The following is a 16,644-nucleotide window of genomic DNA, read 5'->3' on the forward strand; positions in this document are numbered from 1 at the left end:
AGGTAGCAATTACCGGTAATATGGTTCGACGTGTTTAATCCGTCCTCTCTCAACGCGGCGGCATCAGTAAAGGCTGGTGCCGCCCTTGCCGTGTGCATGCTTGCCTGCTCTACGGTTGCTGGGTGCAGCAATAGCGAGCGAGATAGCACCGCCAAAGCCGAAGACACCACGATTACCGCGCATAGGGCGGCAAAGGTGCCCCCGCGCATCAATGAGTTCCTCAAGGGGGATGAGGACCATTCCATTAGCTATATTCGCCTGCACGATGGCATGTATATGGGCTCTGCGGCAGAACACGATCCCCGCCCGGCGCTTAGCCTCATCAAGCTCTACATCGCCACCTACGTCATTGAACAGGGTGAGTACGAAGACAAGTACGAGGCGCTCGGCATGATCGCCAGCTCTTCTGATAAGAGCGCCGAGGAGCTGTTTAAGAAGTACCCGGATTCCATCGATAAGATTGCCAAGGAATACGATCTGGAATCCACCAAGGCGGGCGAGACCTGGGGCTATTCGGAAACCTCCACCTATGACGTGGCCAGCTTTATCTCGCAGCTCATCAAGCGCGATGAAACCCATCCCGTGCTGGTGGCGATGTCGCACGCGGATCCAGTCTCAGAAGATGGTTATGACCAGGATTATGGCACCGCGAAGCTTTCTAATGTCGTGGGCAGCAAGTGGGGCTGGTCCAACGATAAGTCCATCAATTCCTCGGTGTCCTTTGGTAAAAACTTCGTCGCCGCGGCCTCCATTAATGGCTCTGCCGATGACCTCACGGACTACGTCAAGAGTGAGATCAATGGTGAGAACCTGGGCAAGGCCACCGAGCGGTTTCTGAAGTACAAGGACGGCGAGGACGTCCCGCCCATCGAGACAACCTCAAAGAAGCCGACCTCGAGCGAGAAGAAGGACAAGGACAAAAAGGACGAAAAGAAGTCCTCCGAGCCCAAGGGGAAATAGGCCTACTTAATGGCCTTGGCGATGTCCTGGGCGGCATCGGCAAGCCCGCGGATTTGCTCGTTGCTTAGCGATGACCCCTTAAAGCTCACCCCATCCGCGGTGACCTGCGGCAGCTCCGGCATATTCGGGATGGCCTTGTCCAGGGTGGAGCTGAGATCCTGGATGCCTGGCTGCTTGGACCCGGGCGTCCATTGACCCCAGTCGCTGGCGTAGACCTCGTTGACATCGACGATGACGTTCTCGATGGTCTGCTGGCGCGACTGCGGAAGCTGGTGAATGGTGGTCTTGGGATGGATTTTCCCGTTGGAGCCCCAGTCGTGCATCCAGTAGAACGTGCCAATCCCATCGCGGCTGGCCCACTCGATGGTGTTGTAGTTGCCGTAGACGCCGGTCTGGTAGCCGGCCACGGACAGGGCCTTGGAAAACGCTTGCAGGTATGGCCGGATGAACTGGGTGTAGTGCTCGCGGGTGGGGTTATCGTCGATGGCGATATAAATGGGGCGGTGCGTGGGTCCACCGGCGGCCTTGTGCAGCGAAATGGCCTGCGGGGCGTGGATGGCGGCGCCCGCCGCGCCCTGCTTCCAATCGGCGGTTTCGGCGCGGCCGAATTGATAGACCGAAGCCGTGGGTAGGCCGGCGGCGGCATTGGCGGCAGTCTCTTGGAGTGTGACCGGCTTGCCGGTCATCCAGGCCGCGCCGGGGCGCTTATTGGAAACGTAGCGAATGGCACCGATATGGCCCGCACGCTTGATGGCGGCGGGGGAGGGGATGCCGGAGGAAAAATCGATAATGGTGCCGCGCACCGGGCCGAGGGCGGCGGCAGAGGGTGCGGCCGCACCAATGGCGCCGGCGGTAAGGGCAAGGGCGCTTGCCTTCAAGAGGCCGCGACGAGATAGAGACGGCGACATGAATAACTCCTGCGGTGATTGCATTAGTCACAATAGTTAACAAATGCACCATAGCAGGAGACGGTGGGGGAATCGTGTTTATTTTGACTCGTTGCTAAATTCCACGTTCGTGGCGTGTTCTACGGTGCGCGATACCGTGCAATCCTTCTCGTGGGAGATGCGGATCAGGTTATCCACGAGCGCGCGGGCCTTATCGCCATCTGGGGTGGAGGGGAAGGCGAGGTCGAAGGAAACGCGGACATCGGAAAGCCGCGAAGCGCCATCCTCATCCACGCGGTCGCCCTCTGCGCGCACCTGGAAAGACTCCGGCTCGGTGCGCCGGGAGGTTACGACATCCACATCCACCGCGGTGCACCCAGCGACGGCGGCCAGCAGGAGCTCTACCGGCGACAACAGGCCCTCCCCGCGGCCAAATTCGATGCTGGCCCCATCCGCATTGGTGGCCCGGTACACCGAATTTTCTACGCGGTTAAGGTCAACGGAATACTGCTTGATGATTTCACTCATGGCTTAGAGCTTAAGCCAGGCTCGGGATATAGGCCACGCTGCCGCCCAAGGACATGGTGATAAAGATGGGCGCGATAACCAGGGGGCCGAGCCATACGCGGCCGGTATTGGCATAAAACATCTTGTTCAAGATGGGCAGCAGGATCATCATGGGCAAGATGGACTGCAGCATGTTCACATACAGCCAGTCATCGGTCCAGTGCACCGTGCCGGTGGCGGCGAAGACGGAATATTGGATAACGAAGATCATCGCCAAGCCGACAGAGTTCGCCAGCGCCGCGATGAGGTAGGTCTGCCACTTGGGCGTATCGCTATAACGCGTGCCCACGCCGGCGCGAATGGAGTTGGCCAGATAGAAGATGAACATCGCAGGTACGTACATCAGCGCCACCAGGAACCAGCGCAGCGTCAGCGGGCGCGAGGCCACGACCAAGAAACGGTAATCATTGTGGAAGGCAAGATACACAATGGATAGCACGGAGAAGTACACAAAGAGCAAGATGAAGGCCAGCAGTAGCGTGCGCCCAAAGGTGCGCCAGCTCATCGTGATGCCCCACGCGCGGGCGCGCTCGCCGCGGGCATAGGTGGACTTATCCCGGGTGATATAGAACAAGATAAGCCCGACGATGCCGTTGACGATGGCCCACAAGACCACCGAGTTGACCATGCGCGCCGGGAAGAACCAGGTGCTGACCTTATTCGCGGCATCGTAGAAGACGTCCTGCGAAAGGTTCGCCAGCGGCATGAACGTGAAAAAGGCGATGGCTGCGGTTAACACGAAAAAGCCCCAGAACTTCGCGGCTTCTTTGCCCCGCGGACGCTTCGGTACGGTTGGGAGCGCCTGGGCTACTGGCGCAAAGTAGCGGGTGCGCAGGAGCATTCGGGTCAGCGGGAAGAGCATGGCGATGCCGCCGATGAGGGAAATGAGGTTAAAGACTTCTTTCAGCCACCACGTCTGGTTGCCGGAATCCATCTTCACTGGGGCATCCAGGGTGTCATCGAAGAACTCGAGAATGCTGCCGATGGCACTAGGTGTGAGCGGCTGCAGCGGGTGCAGCGTTTCATCGTTATAGGCAACGCGGTACGTGCCCTTGTCGATGTCCCCGTAGCCCCGGCCGATCTCAATGTGGTCCACCTGGTCTTGTTTCTTGAGCCCAGAGTTGACCATGGACAGAGCCTCTGGGGCATCGCGCAGATCGCCATCGCCGTTGATATTTCGGTAGCCGCCTTCATCGAAGCGGGCATAGCCCAGCGCCATATTTGAGTGCACGTGGGCAAACTTCTTATCGTTTAAGTTCTTGAGCCAGCCAGAGATAAAGACCGCGGAGATCTTATCTAGGTCCTCGGCGCGCTTGCGCTCGCCATCTGTGATGGTGGTGCCGCCTTCGCTATTCGGGTCCTTGGCAGCTTCGAGGGCATCGTCTACCTTCTTGCCGTACTTATTGGCTGCGGTGCGCACCGCAGTACCACCGGCGGAGTGGCCGGTAATGCCGATGCGATCCTCATCGACGTAATTAAACGTATCCAGGTGGTCTGTGACGTAATCAATGGCGGTCACCACGGCGGAATCACTATCGTCTGGGTGTTGCGAGCTGGACTCGCCCTGGTTATACGGGTCAACCACCAGGGTGACAAAGCCGCGCCGGGCCAATTCCAACGAGTTGGAGACCTGGGTTTCCTTAGTGCGCTGGAAACCGGGCGAGACGATGACCATCGGCGCTTTATTCTCCGGCGTCGCGTCCTTCGGCCGGAAGAGATCTGCGGTGACCGTAGCGCCGTGCTTGCCGGCGATTTTGAGGTCAGTGACCTGAATTTTGCCGCCATCGGTTTGTACCAGGGATGAGCCCAACCCACCGACGAGAACGATGACGATGCACACAAAGAGTTTCCAGCCATCGCTAAAGCGGCGCTTCTTCGAAACCTCAGCGGGCAACTGCTCTGTCTGCTGCTCTAGAGAAAGAGACGACTGTTCTTCCACGGGAGTGGGGGAGGGGGATGCGGAGTCGGACATATACGCGTTCCTTGTTGGTGGTGCTTAATTGAAACGAGTGGGCTGAAAGTCCGATAGTGGAAAACTTAAAGTCCAGCGTGGAAGCACATTAGGCCCGCCGGAAAGCGGGTGCAACCGTTGCAGTAAAAGGGGGTGCTGGACAAGTGCTGAACAGGCAAAAGCTCGCGCGATGCGGTGAATTAATAAATCAAGGGCGGCGAGAAGCGGATACGCACCGATTGTCCAAGGGCTGGTTTATGAGCTGCGGTAGTCCGGAACGTGACCCCAGATTCATGGGAGGCGGTAACGGAGTAGTGCCCGGCTTCGAAAATGGCTGAGTCAACTACCGCTGGAACCGTGGCACCTGGTTGGTCTTCCTCCACGATTTTGGCGTGGCGCGGCAAGATGGCGGCTTTAGTGCCTTCGCCTCGCACGGTTACTTCGCTCAATGGCCAAGAGATGCCAAGAGCAGGGCACTCGACGCTGTCACCTGAAATAGAGGCCTGGACAATCGTGGCATCCGAAATAAATCCCGCGACCACCGGGTTAGCGGGATTTTCCAGTAATTGTTGCGGGGTAGCAATCTGCTGGATTTCGCCGCCGTCTAGAACCACGACTCTATCTGCAATTGCCAGCGCCTCGGCGCGATCGTGGGTGACGTGCACCGTGGTTAGGCGTTGTTTTTGTGTCAGGGCTACCAATTCGCGGCGCAAATTATCGCGCAGTGGTTCATCGAGGGCCGAAAGAGCCTCATCCAGCAATAAAACTGTGGGATTAGCGACGATCGCCCGGGCCAAAGCAACGCGCTGGCGCTGCCCGCCAGAAAGGCTGTCCGGTATACGCTCCTCGAATCCCGGCAGGCCCACGAGAGCTAAGGTCTCAGAAATGCGCACTTCGCGCTCTGCCTTAGCTACTTTTGCCTGGCGCAGCGGGTAGCCAACGTTGTCCTTCACAGACATGTGCGGCCAGATCGCGTGCTGTTGGAAGACCATGCCGATGCCGCGTTTCTCCGGCGGAATATCAGTCATCTGCCGGCCATCTATGTAAAGCTCACCTGACGATGGAGAAATAAAACCAGCGATGGTGCGCAAAAGCGTGGTTTTACCGGAGCCTGACGGGCCAACGAGCGCGATGAGTTCTCCGGGTTCGATGGAGAGGCTGATATCGCGCAGGCCGGTGGTTCCATCTGGAAAAGTGACCGTGAGGTGGGAAGCTGCAATTTTCGCCATTATTATGTCCTTACCTTAGGAGCGCGGATAGTCAGTGCGAGGGCAATGATGCCCAGCAGCGCGAAGAGCAGGGCGAGTGCTGATGCCTGGTTATAATCTCCTGCCTGTTGCAGATTGAATACTTGGACACCCAGTGTTGTGGTTCCGGGGGCGACGAGGAGTACGGAAATAGTAAGTTCTCGAATCGCGGTCACCGCGACCAGTACCGCGCCGGAGATGGCCGCCGGAATGGTCATCGCGCCGGTGGTAGTAAATAGCGCCTTAAGCGGTGTGGCGCCAGAAATACGCGCTGCTTCTTCCACGGTGACCGGGGTGCTAATGAGCGGTGCACGCACGGATTGGACAACGAGTGCGGTAAAAGCGCAGACATAGGCGATAAGGATTATCCAAATGGTGTTATACAGCCCGGTATAGCGCCCGGCAATCAGCCAGGCGACGCCGATGATGAGCCCAGGCAGCGCGCTCGGTAGCAGCGCAGAAAGTGTTAAAAGCGTATTTCCCCGCGCCTGGGTCCGAGTCACTAGAATTCCGATGACCCAGCCGAGAATCCCGCAGATTATCGCGGCGGTTATCGACAAAAATGCGGAATTGGTTAGGCCGTCGATAACGCGCGGGTTGGATAAAGCAGCGCTAAAGTTCGCCAGCGAAATGGTTTCAAGAGTAAATGGAACCCCAGGGGCTGGCAGCAACGCGCGGTAGGCCAAACCGAGGATCGGGCCAATGGAAATGGCGAGTCCGCACACCCACATGATGATCGTGACCGGCCAACGCGCTGAATGCAGCGCAAAGCGCGCCGGGCTTCCGGAGTTATGGGTAGAAGACGAGTTTTTCAGGGAGGTGAGATAGTCCAAAATGACGGCGCCGATTCCCAAGAATAAGAGGACAACGCCGATGGTAGAGACCACCTGCAAAGGATTGGATACGGTGCCGGAATCAATGAAGCGGTAAATCATCGTCGCAAGGGTTTCGAACCGAGCAGGTGAGCCGATAATGGCGGGAATCCCAAAGTCAGCCAGATTAGCAATTGCCGTGAGGGTAAACGCGGACAACAATGCAGGGCGCAGGAGCGGAAGGGTGACCGTGCGCAGAACTGTCACCACGGAAGCGCCCGATACCCGGGCGGCCAGTTCAAAATCAGGGGAGATGGAGCGCAGGCTTGAAGAAATGATGACGTATGCCGTGGGAAAAGAGTGGATAGTCATCAGCGCTATGACCCCGTCTGCGCCGTAGATATTCCATATTTCGAACCCAAAGAGCTTATTTAATCCCTGATTCGGGCCGAAGAGTTGAATCCAGGCGATCGCTCCGATAAATGGTGGAACCAAGAGCGGGGAAAGCAGGAATAGGCGCAGCACCGAAGAACCGTAGATATCCGTGCGGTCTAGCGCGATGGCTATAACGGTGCCGATGATGACGGCGGCGAGCGCCGAAAGCGCCGTGGTAAAAAGCGAATTCCATGTGGCGATGCCGAGACCTTGCTCTAGCAGGACGGGAATTTGGTTTCCGCCCAGTGCAAGGGAGACAACAAGGGCTAAAGGCGCGATGAACAGGCCGATGGCAATGAGCCACACGCCAACGCGCAGCGCGGATACGGAGGGATTTTTCAACAAGGGAGCCATCAAGAACTAGGAAGAAACTGCCTTCTGGAAAACCTCGACGGCGGCGTCTTTATCCTTGGTGATTTTTTCTAGGTCTTGGTCCATCAACTCAATGTCTGCGAGTTCAGGGGTGGCTGCTGGGGTTCCCACGTCTTCGCGCACCGGGAGGTACGACTGATCGACGGCAATTTCTTGTGCCTTCTTCGAAAGCAAGAAGTTGATGTATTTTTGTGCTGCTTCTTGTTCCTTGGAGTCTTTGAATACGCCCGCGGGCTCAGAAATATACGGTGATCCCTCGGTGGGGTAGGCGAGGGCAACCGGGGATCCCTTATCCGCGAGGTCGCGGACTAAGTAATCGACGACCACGCCGACGGGCCTAGAACCGGAGGCGATTTCTTGGGAAGTAGGGCCATTGGACTCTGCGATCATCGGGGAATTCTTGCCTAGGTCTTCGATCCACGCTTCACCGAGGTCTGAATTGTTCTTCCATGCTGAGGCATTGAAGGCCGCCGCACCAGAGACCGCCGGGTTAGGCATGACGAGTTTGTCCTTGTACTTCGGATCGGTGAGATCTGCCCACGAGGTCGGGGCATCAACTTCTGCGATTTCATCGGTGTTATAAGCAATGACCGTAGGGATGATGCGCGTGCCGACATAAAAATTCTCGTCGTCCTTGGCCTCGTCGATGATGTCGTCGGAATCGACATCGGCAAGCTCGATGAGGTCACCGTCCTCGGCGTAATTTTCAAAGGTAGGAGCATCGGCCGCCCAGAAAACATCTGCTTCAATGTCGCCAGATTGCTTCTCCGAAGAAATGCGCGCGTTCAAATCGCCGGTACCAGCGCGGTATACCTTGACCTCGATATCGGGGTTTTCTTCATTGAAGGCCGCATTGATTTCATCGACCTTCTCTTCCGGCTCGGAGGTATAGACGGTAATAGTGGTTGAATCGCTTGCGACCTGCGTATCGTCATTGTCGGTCGCAGGCTCACCGCACGAACTAAGAAGAACGGTTGAAGCAAGGGCTAGGGCAGCGAGAGAAGAGTGCTTCGGCTTCATTGGGGAAGGTCCTCCAGAGAGAGTAGTTAACAGGAACGTCTATCTAACTGCGCCGAAGTTAAGGCAACTTGGGATAGGTGTGAACGCACAGTAAATTCTTTGAGCTCCTGGGCGGATGTCGTGGAGGTGTGGCCAAGGAGCCTCGCTCGAGTGGGCAGCGGTTAGCGCTAAAAAGCGGGAAACCACGAGGTGACAAGCTCGAAGTAGCCCCACATTGGGGGTTAACCTATAGCTCAATAGATATTTGTATACCTGTAGTACTACCGTTATGAAAAGCAATGAAGGAACCCTACAAGGAGAAACAATGGATTCGGTGATCGCAGGCAATGCGAGCTGGATGCTCATGAGCGCGGCTCTCGTGCTTCTCATGACCCCAGCCCTGGCACTTTTTTACGGAGGCATGACAGAGCGCCGCGGCGTGCTCAATATGATGTTGATGTCCTTCGGCTCACTAGCGGTAGTCAGCATCATTTATGTCCTCTGGGGCTGGTCGATGAGCTACGGCACGGAGTCCTGGGGCGGCATCGTTGCCAACCCCTTCGAGTTCTTCGGGCTGAAGGATTCCATCTTTGATGCCAATGGTGAATACCTCGAAGGCGCGGAAGGCTACGCCAATATCATTGATATCGGCTTCCAGCTCACCTTCGCCGTTATTTCCACCGCGATTATCTCCGGTGCACTCGCCGGCCGTGTGAAGTTCGGTACCTGGATGGTATTCAGCGGCCTGTGGGCAACCTTTGTCTACTTCCCGCTGGCTCACATGGTCTGGGGCGGCGGCATCCTGGGTGAGGGCGAAAGCAGCGTCACCAGCTGGATCTTTGGCAGCGAAGGCGGGGAAGCGCTTGTGGCCCCCATTGACTTTGCCGGTGGTACCGTCGTCCACATTTCCGCCGGTACGGCCGCACTGGTCCTCGCGATTGTCGTGGGCAAGCGCCAAGGCTTCCCGAAGAGCGTGCAGCGCCCCCACAACCTGCCCATGGTCATGCTCGGTGCCGGCCTGCTGTGGTTTGGTTGGTTCGGCTTCAACGGTGGTTCCGCCTTCGCAGCCGATGGCCTCGCCGGCCTGGCCTGGGTCAACACCACCGCCGCAACGGCTGCGGCAATCCTGGGCTGGTTGCTCGTGGAAAAGCTGCGCGATAACTACTGCACCTCCCTGGGTGCAGCCTCCGGTGTGGTCGCAGGACTTGTCACCATTACCCCAGCTGCGGGCGACCTGAACCCAGTGACCTCGCTCATCATGGGTGCCCTCGGCGGCATGCTGGGCTGCCTGGGCGTGGGCCTGAAGTTCCGCTTCGGCTTCGATGACTCTCTCGACGTCGTGGGCGTCCACCTGGTCGCCGGCCTGTGGGGCACCGTGGCGGTTGCTTTCTTTGCCAATGACCGCGGCATCTTCACCGGTGGCGGCGCCGAGGGCTGGAAGCTGCTCATCGTACAGATCCTCATCGCCGCAATCGCCGTGGCTTTCGCCGCAGTCATTACCGCCATCATTGCGGTGATTTTGAAGGCGACCATCGGCTGGCGCGTGACCGACCAGATTGAAACCGACGGCATTGACTTTGGTGGTCACCGTGAGACCGGCTATGACATTGGCGGCCGCGCTATGCGCGGTACCACCAGCCGCAACTAAAACGCCCAGCGATACCTAGGAGCAACAATGAAACTCGTAACAGCCGTGGTCAAGCCCTTTACGCTTGATGATATCCAGCAAGCACTACAAAAACTCGGCTCACCGGGCATGACGGTCACCGAAATCGAAGGCTTTGGCCAGCAACGCGGTAACAAGGAAATCTACCGCGGTGCCCAATTCGCCACCTCCTTTGTGCCCAAGGCCAAAATCGAGCTCATCGTGGCAGACGATGACGCCGAAGCGATTGTCGATGCCATCGTCGACGCCGCCTGCACCGGCGAAATCGGCGACGGCAAGATTTGGATCGCACCCGTCGAAGACGTCATCCGCGTTCGCACCGGCGAGCGAGGCGAGAAGGCTATTTAAGGCTCCAACGCACCAGCGCCCCAGGCCTCCACAGAAGACTGGAGGCCTAGGGCTTTTGCTGCGGTGTGTGAACCTGGGATTTTAGCTTTCTAGCTGGCCAGTTTCTTTTGCGGAGGCCATAATATTGGCCAAGGCATCCACCAAGCTATCCAGCACGTTTTTATCGCTGGACACTAGAGCATCGCGCTGCTTGCGCTGTTCGATGCCGCTAAAAATTGCACGCGTTGCTTCTGCCTTGAACCGCTTAGAGCGCTTGAGCTGCTCCTTGGAGTTTTCTTGGCCGAGTTTCACGGCCGCGGGCCGGCTGGAGAGCGTACCCCATGCAGCAACGATCATCTGAGCAGTACCACCGCTGTCAACGTCAACTCCCGCGAGCGAGAAAAGGGACCCGACCCCTGATTGGTGGACACGAGGGGAACAAGCCTCCAATCAACCTACTGGTTGATTGAAGTTTCAACCGCCTCTGCGATTCAAAGCCGGACAAGTCGGGGCAAGATATGTATTTAGAGAACTTGATCCCCTCGGCTATCCAGTCACAGCGATGACTGGGAAGGAGTAATGATATGAAGGCTTTGTACAGGGCAGCGATTTTCTACCTCGTCTTGGGCTTGGTCGCCGGCTTGTTTTATCGGGAGTTTACGAAGCTACAAGATTTCCCGGAAGGCGAATATACGCAGCTAAGCGTGGCTCACACCCACTTGCTGGCGCTAGGCTTCATGCTATTCCTTATCTTCTTGGCGTTGGAAAAGGTCTTTGCACTGTCGCGGCACCACCAGCTGTTCAACTCGTTCTTCTGGCTCTACAACGTAGGCGTGGTACTCACCGTCGGCATGCAAATTTCACACGGCATATTGACGGTGTTGGGCAAGGAATCCAATGAGATGATTTCGGGCATCGCCGGGCTGGGCCACATCTTTATCACGGTGGGGCTGACGGTCTTTCTCGTGAATTTGGGCCGGGCCATCAAGGAGCCAGATGCAGGCAGCGCCAATGCTTCGGTGAACGCCTAACTATGAGCGAGAGCACAGCGCACAAGAAATCGTTACGGCGCCTACTCGCCGCGATTGGATAAGCTTGGCGGTTCTTTCCGTCGGGCTGGGTGTCATTGTTCTAGATGGCACTATCGTCGGCGTGGCATTGCCCTCGATCATCACTGACCTGCAGCTTAACCTGACGCAGGCGCAGTGGGTCAATAGACTCTATGCGGTGCTATTAGCTGCGCTGCTGCTGTCAACGGGCAAGATCGCTGATACCTGGGGACGCAAGCGCGCCTTCCTCATCGGCTTGACAATATTTGTGGCAGGCAGCGTATTGGCGGGATTTTCTACCTCCGCCGCCACGCTGATCTCCGCGTGCGCAGTACAGGAAATCGGTGCTGCGTTCATCATGTCGTCCGTGCTTTCGACCGTTAATGCCGTGTTTCGCGGCAAGTACCGCGCCGCAGCCTTTGGTGGGCGGAGCGCGGTGATTTCCGGCGAAGCAGCGGTCGGACCGCTTGCCGGTGGCGCTCGCGATTTCGGCTGTGGGGTTCGCGCTGTTTATTCGGTGGGAAAAGCACCGCGAGCGGGGTCAACGCTCGGCGCTGTTGAACCTTGGATTGTTTTCTTATTCCACGTTCTCGTGGGGCAATATCACCGCAGGCGCGGTAGCAATCGGTGAGCTCGCCATCATTTTCGTGCTGCCGCTGTACCTGATTAATGCATTGGATCTAAGCACGATGTCGGCGGACCTTTTGCTGGCCGCCATGGCAATCGGTGCATTCTTCTCCGGTGCGGCAGCCCGCCACGTCGCGGCCCGGTTCGGGGCGCCTGGCACCGTGCTCATCGGGCTCGGTTTGGAAGTCGTCGGTGTCCTAATCCTCGTCCTGCTTATGGGGCCGGACACGAATGGTTGGATCATCGCCGCCCCGCTGACCCTATACGGTTTAGGGCTTGGGGACCTGACCCCCAGATGGTGGACACCTTGAAACCAGCATCTCGCTGGGGAAGTGAGGTACCTTTCCACCATGCCACGCAAGACCTACACTGAGCAGTTCAAGCGCGACGCAGTCTCGTTGTACGAGTCGACCCCCGGAGCAACGCTCAACGCGATCGCCTCCGATCTCGGGGTCAACCGCAACTCCCTGCGCACCTGGCTCGACGCCTTCGGCACCGGCACCAAAACCAACGCCAACGGTGAAAAAGTCGCCAGCCCCATTGCCGCAGCCAACAGCGCACGCACGCCTGCTGAAGGACTCTCCGACGCCGAACGCATCCGCGTGCTGGAACGCGAAAACGCCAAGCTCCGGGAGGAACGAGAGATTCTCCGCAAGGCGGCCAAATATTTCGCGGAAGAGACGAACTGGTGAACCGCTTCCGGTTCGTTGATGACAACCGAGGCCTCTACGAGGTCAAGCGGTTATGTGAGGTTTTGAAGATCAACCGGTCCTCGTATTACAAATGGAAATCAGCTGCTCCTGCCCGCCGGCGACGCGTCCTTGACGACGCGGTGCTGGGAGCGAGGATCAAGGCCGTGTTCACGGCCGAGAACGGTTGTTACGGGGCGAAACGCGTGACGGCGGCCATCAATTCCGATCCAGCCAACGACGACCTTTTCAATCACAAGCGCACCGCCAGGTTGATGCGCCAGATGGGCCTGTTCGGCTACACCAAAAAACGCCGGGTGAAGACCACCGTGTCTGCGAAACGGGCTCCGAAGTTGCCCGACCTGCTGAAACGCCGGTTCACCGCGGAGAAACCGAACACCATCTACGTCGGCGATATCACGTACCTGCCGATCGCGGACGGGTCGAATATGTACCTGGCCACCGTCATCGACTGCTATTCGCGGCAGTTGACCGGTTTCGCGATCGCCGACCACATGCGCACGGAGTTGGTCGAAGAAGCTCTCACGATGGCCCACGGGGTCCGAGGCAACCTTGACGGGGCGATTTTTCACTCCGATCATGGCAGCGTCTATACCTCTGGGCAATACCGGAAGCTGTGTGAACGATTCGGTGTCACCCAGTCGATGGGAGCAATCGGGACGAGCGCGGACAACTCGTTGGCGGAGTCGTTCAACGCCACGCTGAAACGGGAAGTCCTCCAGGACGAGTCCGTTTTCCCAAGTCAGATCGTATGTCGTCGGGACGTGTTCCGGTGGTGCACGCACTACAACACCAAGCGCTTGCACTCGTGGTGCGGCTATCGCTCGCCGAACGCCTTCGAAGCCGCCGGATCAGCTACACTTACTATCGCATCTTGATTAAATCCCCGTGTCCACTTTCCGGGGTTCGGGCCCTGGGTTCGCCTCCGCGCAGCTGACCGGCACGGTGCTGCGGGATATTCCCGTCGATGACTCCGGGCAAGCCTCCGCATCACAGAGCACCGTGCGCCAGATTGGTTCCTCACTGGGCACCGCCGTATCCGGTTCGGTCTTATCGGCCGCCCTAGCGCTCACACTGCCGAAGGCGCTTGACGATGCCGCAATCACCGGGCCCGGCGCCGACAGCATTGCCGAAGCTATCCGTCAATCCGCAGGTGTCAGATGCGAGTTTTTGGTACCGGTGTTCTGGGGACTCGGTACTGCCGTGTTCTGGGTAGTTGGTACCGGGGCGGCCCGACTGAGTCGGCCCGGCTTTTGCTCTATTTGTCCGGTCCTATTGGGGATGTAGCTTTGCGCATGTCAAAGTCTCCTATGCGGATTCGGTAGCCGTTGTTGAGACGGCTTACGAGTGAGGGCCTGACCCCCGGAAAATGGACACGTCGGGGGTTAGGCCCCACCCCAATGTATGTGCGATCTGCGTATAGCTAGCACCGTCAAGGCATATCGTAAGAATTTGTTTGAAGTTAGCCACAACAATGAGCTTCTTTCCAAGTAGAAGTTGATGTGACACCAACGAATCGTGGTGTCGCCAACATCAACTATGAAAGAAAACCCTTGCAGTACCAGGTACGCGCAACCCTGGCACCAACTACGCGGACTCACGGTACCAACTACCCCAAATCGACACGCAGGCTCGAGCATCGCGCAATTGCGCGAGCAAGGTGGAAATGGCCCATTCGGTGAACAGACTGGGGCAGTGGTGCAGGCCTTAAGCGAAGGCATGACCAACCCCGCGCAGTGGTCGCTCGTGGCCGCTACCGCATTCCTTGCGCTGGGCTTTGTTGGTGCACTTCGAGTGCGCCGTGCTGTAGCACAAAACAGCAACAAAACAGAGGATAAAGCCCCTGCGGGGCAGTAAGGGCTTACGGTTTAGAGAACTGCAGTGACCTCATAACCCTTCTCAGTGAGCAACTGGGACACTGCTTCAAATGTCGCCCTATCGCTATCCGGATTGTAGGTTTCGGGATCCAAAGCGATATGCGCGAATTCTCCTTCGTAGCGCACAGTAATGAACTCGTAGCCGGCTTGGTCTTGGGCATCATCGATAAGCGCCTGCACGTCAGAAGTATCGCGGTCAGGAGTAGCCGTGGACGCATGTCCTTGGTGTTGGGCTGCAGGGGAAGCTTCTGTGGTTGGAGTGCTGGGTCCGGTTAAACCAGTGCCTGCAGCCAATAGCCCAGCAAGAATAGTGGTAATCATCTGAGTACCTTTCTGTACGGCGTATGGTGTGTGTGAGCGTGGTGCAAAACACCCGCCAACCTGCAAAATTAACGGTGGTAATTTTAGCTTAGTTCTGAATTAGCTCAAGAATAGGCCGACGAGGGGTGCGTTTGTCATCCCGGCTTCTTCTGGTGCAGCGCCCTTGATTGATCGTGGGGCCAAGCAGTCATCATTACTCATTTTCGGGCCCCTGAGCCGAGCTTTTCGTTGAAATTATCCCAGTTGGTGCATGCACCTGAGGAGGCCCGTGCGTATACAGCGCTAGTTGATGGGTTTCGTTAGGTCGCAACGGTTCATCGGAGAAATCCCCGGAAACGACCATCGAAAATAGGTCTCCGCCAACGTTTTGGGCTAGCTTTTTGAATTTGTGTTTATCCGTCAGGTGTGCAACCGCGATTGCTGATCCTTGCGCATGGATACCCGCGATTGACACAAATGTTTGCCGGGAACCTGGCCGCCGTGGCGCACGTGCTACATACGCCGTGTCGCTTTCCGTTTCACCGTGGTCAAGTAGTGACTGGAACTCCTGGGAGCCTTGCCTTTCGCTGATCTTCCAATGTCCTTCGCTTTCGTGAAAGCGAAGGGAAGGATCGTGGTCCATTGCTTTCGCGACTAGGGAAGAATTTTTGGGTCCGCAGATAACGACCAATCCTTCGGTGGACAGATCGATGGAGCCGTCTGGATTGACGTAATCGAATGTCACATCCATCTTTGCCGCTTTCAAAAACTCTGCCAGAAGGGAAGCTGCTACAAAATCAGGCTCCGCAATAACCCTCCGCTTTTCCAAGAGCCGCATGGGAATGACGATCGTGATATTGGAGGCGCCGAAGAACTTCTGCACCCTCTTGCGAGAACTAAAACGCGTGAGCCACTGATAACCCGCGGTAGCAATTGAGGAAAGCGCAATAAAGTGGGATAACCAAGTTAGAGCAACGTTAGCTGTCGCGAATCCAATCATTTCACTCGGTCATACGTGGTCGGAAGATTTACTGTGATTACGGTAGCATCATCAATTTTCCCAGATTGTGGGAGTAATGCTTCAGTCATTTCTGCAAGCTTATATGGGAGACCCTCAGCTTGACGGGCCTGTGAAAAAAGTACGGATGGTTTAGCGAGCCCTATAAACCCGTCGGTTCCTAGAATGACTGGGTACTGGGCATTCTTGATGCGTCCCTGTAGAGCATGACATGCCGCATTTGGTTCCGTTTCGGCTACCCAGAACCCTCCTGTGGTGTTGCGCAGCTTAGACTCGGCTTCAACAAGAGCGAGATGAGCCTTTTCAATTTCACCTTGGGCAGAGCCTGCTTTTAAAAGCTCACGGTATCGTTGCCGTTCCACAACGGCGCATTCTTGTAGGCGCGTGTCTTGGAGCAATTTGATGTCAGAATCTGCATCCGCAAAAACGATTCCAGCATCGCCAAGGACGAGGTAATCGAAATCTTTTTCATTGAATCGGCACAGCGCTACGGTCGCACTTGCACGAACGTTTTCAGTCTGTGCTGTCGCAGAGATGGATGCTGCGAGGATGGTAGCTAAAGAAGCATGAGGATTGTTAGCGGCACAATTTTTGAGTTGGGTATTGAGAGCATTGACAAAGCTAACGACCTCGTCAGAGATGGTTTTGGGATTCGAAGCTCCATCGATGACCCAAACTAAATTTTTATAGCTACCCCACGAATCTTCGTTTGTTGCATGGCTATTTCCTTTTTGGGAATGCGCGGTGATTTCCACACTGGGAAAGGATGTACTCATAGGGTCATTTCTCCAAAATTGGGACCACGCATTGAAGCAAATTGTCTACCCCGGCGGGGTGCAG

Annotated in this window: 19 protein-coding genes; 9 read left to right on the forward strand and 10 right to left on the reverse strand. The window is 56.8% G+C overall.

Translation table 11 applies throughout. The features are described from left to right. The first annotated feature begins 30 nt into the window (after positions 1-30). Positions 31-960, forward strand: coding sequence for a hypothetical protein (locus tag ACLI1O_RS03685; protein ID WP_239269223.1), 930 nt, complete (start codon positions 31-33; stop codon positions 958-960). A 2-nt stretch (positions 961-962) separates the two neighbouring features. On the opposite strand, the gene ACLI1O_RS03690 is transcribed toward ACLI1O_RS03685, so the two are convergent. The 6 genes from ACLI1O_RS03690 to ACLI1O_RS03715 all read right to left on the reverse strand — a co-directional run bounded on the left by ACLI1O_RS03690 (position 963) and on the right by ACLI1O_RS03715 (position 8,251). Further along, complete coding sequence (locus ACLI1O_RS03690; protein WP_239269222.1) at positions 963-1,868, reverse strand: DUF1906 domain-containing protein; 906 nt, start codon at positions 1,866-1,868, stop codon at positions 963-965. Between the two features lie 78 nt (positions 1,869-1,946). Next, a complete protein-coding gene (locus tag ACLI1O_RS03695) occupies positions 1,947-2,375 on the reverse strand; it encodes an OsmC family protein (RefSeq protein ID WP_239269221.1) in 429 nt (142 codons plus the stop codon). A 10-nt stretch (positions 2,376-2,385) separates the two neighbouring features. Beyond that, positions 2,386-4,386 (reverse strand): prolyl oligopeptidase family serine peptidase, encoded by a 2,001-nt coding sequence (locus ACLI1O_RS03700; RefSeq protein WP_239269220.1) that lies wholly within the window; start codon positions 4,384-4,386, stop codon positions 2,386-2,388. Positions 4,387-4,565: 179 nt separating this feature from the next. Beyond that, a complete protein-coding gene (locus ACLI1O_RS03705; protein WP_239269219.1) occupies positions 4,566-5,594 on the reverse strand; it encodes an ABC transporter ATP-binding protein in 1,029 nt (342 codons plus the stop codon). A 2-nt stretch (positions 5,595-5,596) separates the two neighbouring features. After that, positions 5,597-7,201, reverse strand: a complete 1,605-nt coding sequence (locus tag ACLI1O_RS03710; protein ID WP_370657791.1) for an ABC transporter permease — start codon at positions 7,199-7,201, stop codon at positions 5,597-5,599. 18 nt (positions 7,202-7,219) lie between these two features. Beyond that, entirely contained in the window at positions 7,220-8,251 is a 1,032-nt protein-coding gene (locus ACLI1O_RS03715; protein ID WP_239269217.1) for an ABC transporter substrate-binding protein, read from the reverse strand. Between the two features lie 304 nt (positions 8,252-8,555). Here ACLI1O_RS03715 and ACLI1O_RS03720 point away from each other — a divergent pair, with 304 nt between their 5' ends. Then, on the forward strand, positions 8,556-9,878 hold the full coding sequence (locus ACLI1O_RS03720) for an ammonium transporter (protein ID WP_239269216.1): 1,323 nt from the start codon (positions 8,556-8,558) through the stop codon (positions 9,876-9,878). A gap of 27 nt (positions 9,879-9,905) precedes the next feature. Continuing rightward, positions 9,906-10,244, forward strand: coding sequence for a P-II family nitrogen regulator (locus tag ACLI1O_RS03725; protein WP_023025886.1), 339 nt, complete (start codon positions 9,906-9,908; stop codon positions 10,242-10,244). An 81-nt stretch (positions 10,245-10,325) separates the two neighbouring features. On the opposite strand, the gene ACLI1O_RS03730 is transcribed toward ACLI1O_RS03725, so the two are convergent. Further along, positions 10,326-10,580 (reverse strand): hypothetical protein, encoded by a 255-nt coding sequence (locus ACLI1O_RS03730; protein WP_411706972.1) that lies wholly within the window; start codon positions 10,578-10,580, stop codon positions 10,326-10,328. Between the two features lie 227 nt (positions 10,581-10,807). On the opposite strand from ACLI1O_RS03730, the gene ACLI1O_RS03735 reads away from it, so the two are divergent. The 6 genes from ACLI1O_RS03735 to ACLI1O_RS03760 all read left to right on the forward strand — a co-directional run bounded on the left by ACLI1O_RS03735 (position 10,808) and on the right by ACLI1O_RS03760 (position 14,466). Beyond that, complete coding sequence (locus tag ACLI1O_RS03735) at positions 10,808-11,254, forward strand: DUF2871 domain-containing protein (RefSeq protein WP_239275441.1); 447 nt, start codon at positions 10,808-10,810, stop codon at positions 11,252-11,254. Between the two features lie 64 nt (positions 11,255-11,318). Next, positions 11,319-11,903: an MFS transporter gene (locus ACLI1O_RS03740; RefSeq protein ID WP_284849641.1), complete on the forward strand. Its 585-nt coding sequence runs from the start codon at positions 11,319-11,321 to the stop codon at positions 11,901-11,903. Continuing rightward, positions 11,830-12,210 (forward strand): hypothetical protein, encoded by a 381-nt coding sequence (locus ACLI1O_RS03745; protein ID WP_411706973.1) that lies wholly within the window; start codon positions 11,830-11,832, stop codon positions 12,208-12,210. The genes ACLI1O_RS03740 and ACLI1O_RS03745 overlap by 74 nt, the downstream gene beginning before the upstream one ends. A gap of 39 nt (positions 12,211-12,249) precedes the next feature. Next, a protein-coding gene (locus ACLI1O_RS03750) for an IS3 family transposase (RefSeq protein ID WP_411701846.1) occupies positions 12,250-13,487 on the forward strand; the annotation gives its coding sequence in 2 pieces (ribosomal slippage) (positions 12,250-12,577 and positions 12,577-13,487; 1,239 coding nt in all). Between the two features lie 10 nt (positions 13,488-13,497). Further along, the gene (locus tag ACLI1O_RS03755; protein ID WP_411706974.1) at positions 13,498-13,896 is read left to right on the forward strand and encodes a hypothetical protein; all 399 of its coding nucleotides are present in this window, start codon (positions 13,498-13,500) and stop codon (positions 13,894-13,896) included. Positions 13,897-14,256: 360 nt separating this feature from the next. Then, positions 14,257-14,466: a hypothetical protein gene (locus ACLI1O_RS03760; protein ID WP_239269213.1), complete on the forward strand. Its 210-nt coding sequence runs from the start codon at positions 14,257-14,259 to the stop codon at positions 14,464-14,466. 11 nt (positions 14,467-14,477) lie between these two features. Here the strand turns inward: ACLI1O_RS03760 and ACLI1O_RS03765 are convergent, their stop codons facing one another. The 3 genes from ACLI1O_RS03765 to ACLI1O_RS03775 form a co-directional block, all read right to left on the reverse strand. Further along, positions 14,478-14,807, reverse strand: a complete 330-nt coding sequence (locus ACLI1O_RS03765; RefSeq protein ID WP_239269212.1) for a malonyl-CoA-ACP transacylase — start codon at positions 14,805-14,807, stop codon at positions 14,478-14,480. A gap of 193 nt (positions 14,808-15,000) precedes the next feature. Beyond that, positions 15,001-15,786, reverse strand: a complete 786-nt coding sequence (locus ACLI1O_RS03770) for a hypothetical protein (protein WP_239275443.1) — start codon at positions 15,784-15,786, stop codon at positions 15,001-15,003. Beyond that, positions 15,783-16,580 (reverse strand): protein phosphatase 2C domain-containing protein, encoded by a 798-nt coding sequence (locus ACLI1O_RS03775; RefSeq protein ID WP_239269210.1) that lies wholly within the window; start codon positions 16,578-16,580, stop codon positions 15,783-15,785. Before ACLI1O_RS03775 ends, ACLI1O_RS03770 begins: the two co-directional genes overlap by 4 nt. Positions 16,581-16,644: the final 64 nt, after the last annotated feature.

The organism is Corynebacterium sp. LaCa78, assembly GCF_046717505.1.
In the GTDB taxonomy this organism is placed as follows: domain Bacteria; phylum Actinomycetota; class Actinomycetes; order Mycobacteriales; family Mycobacteriaceae; genus Corynebacterium.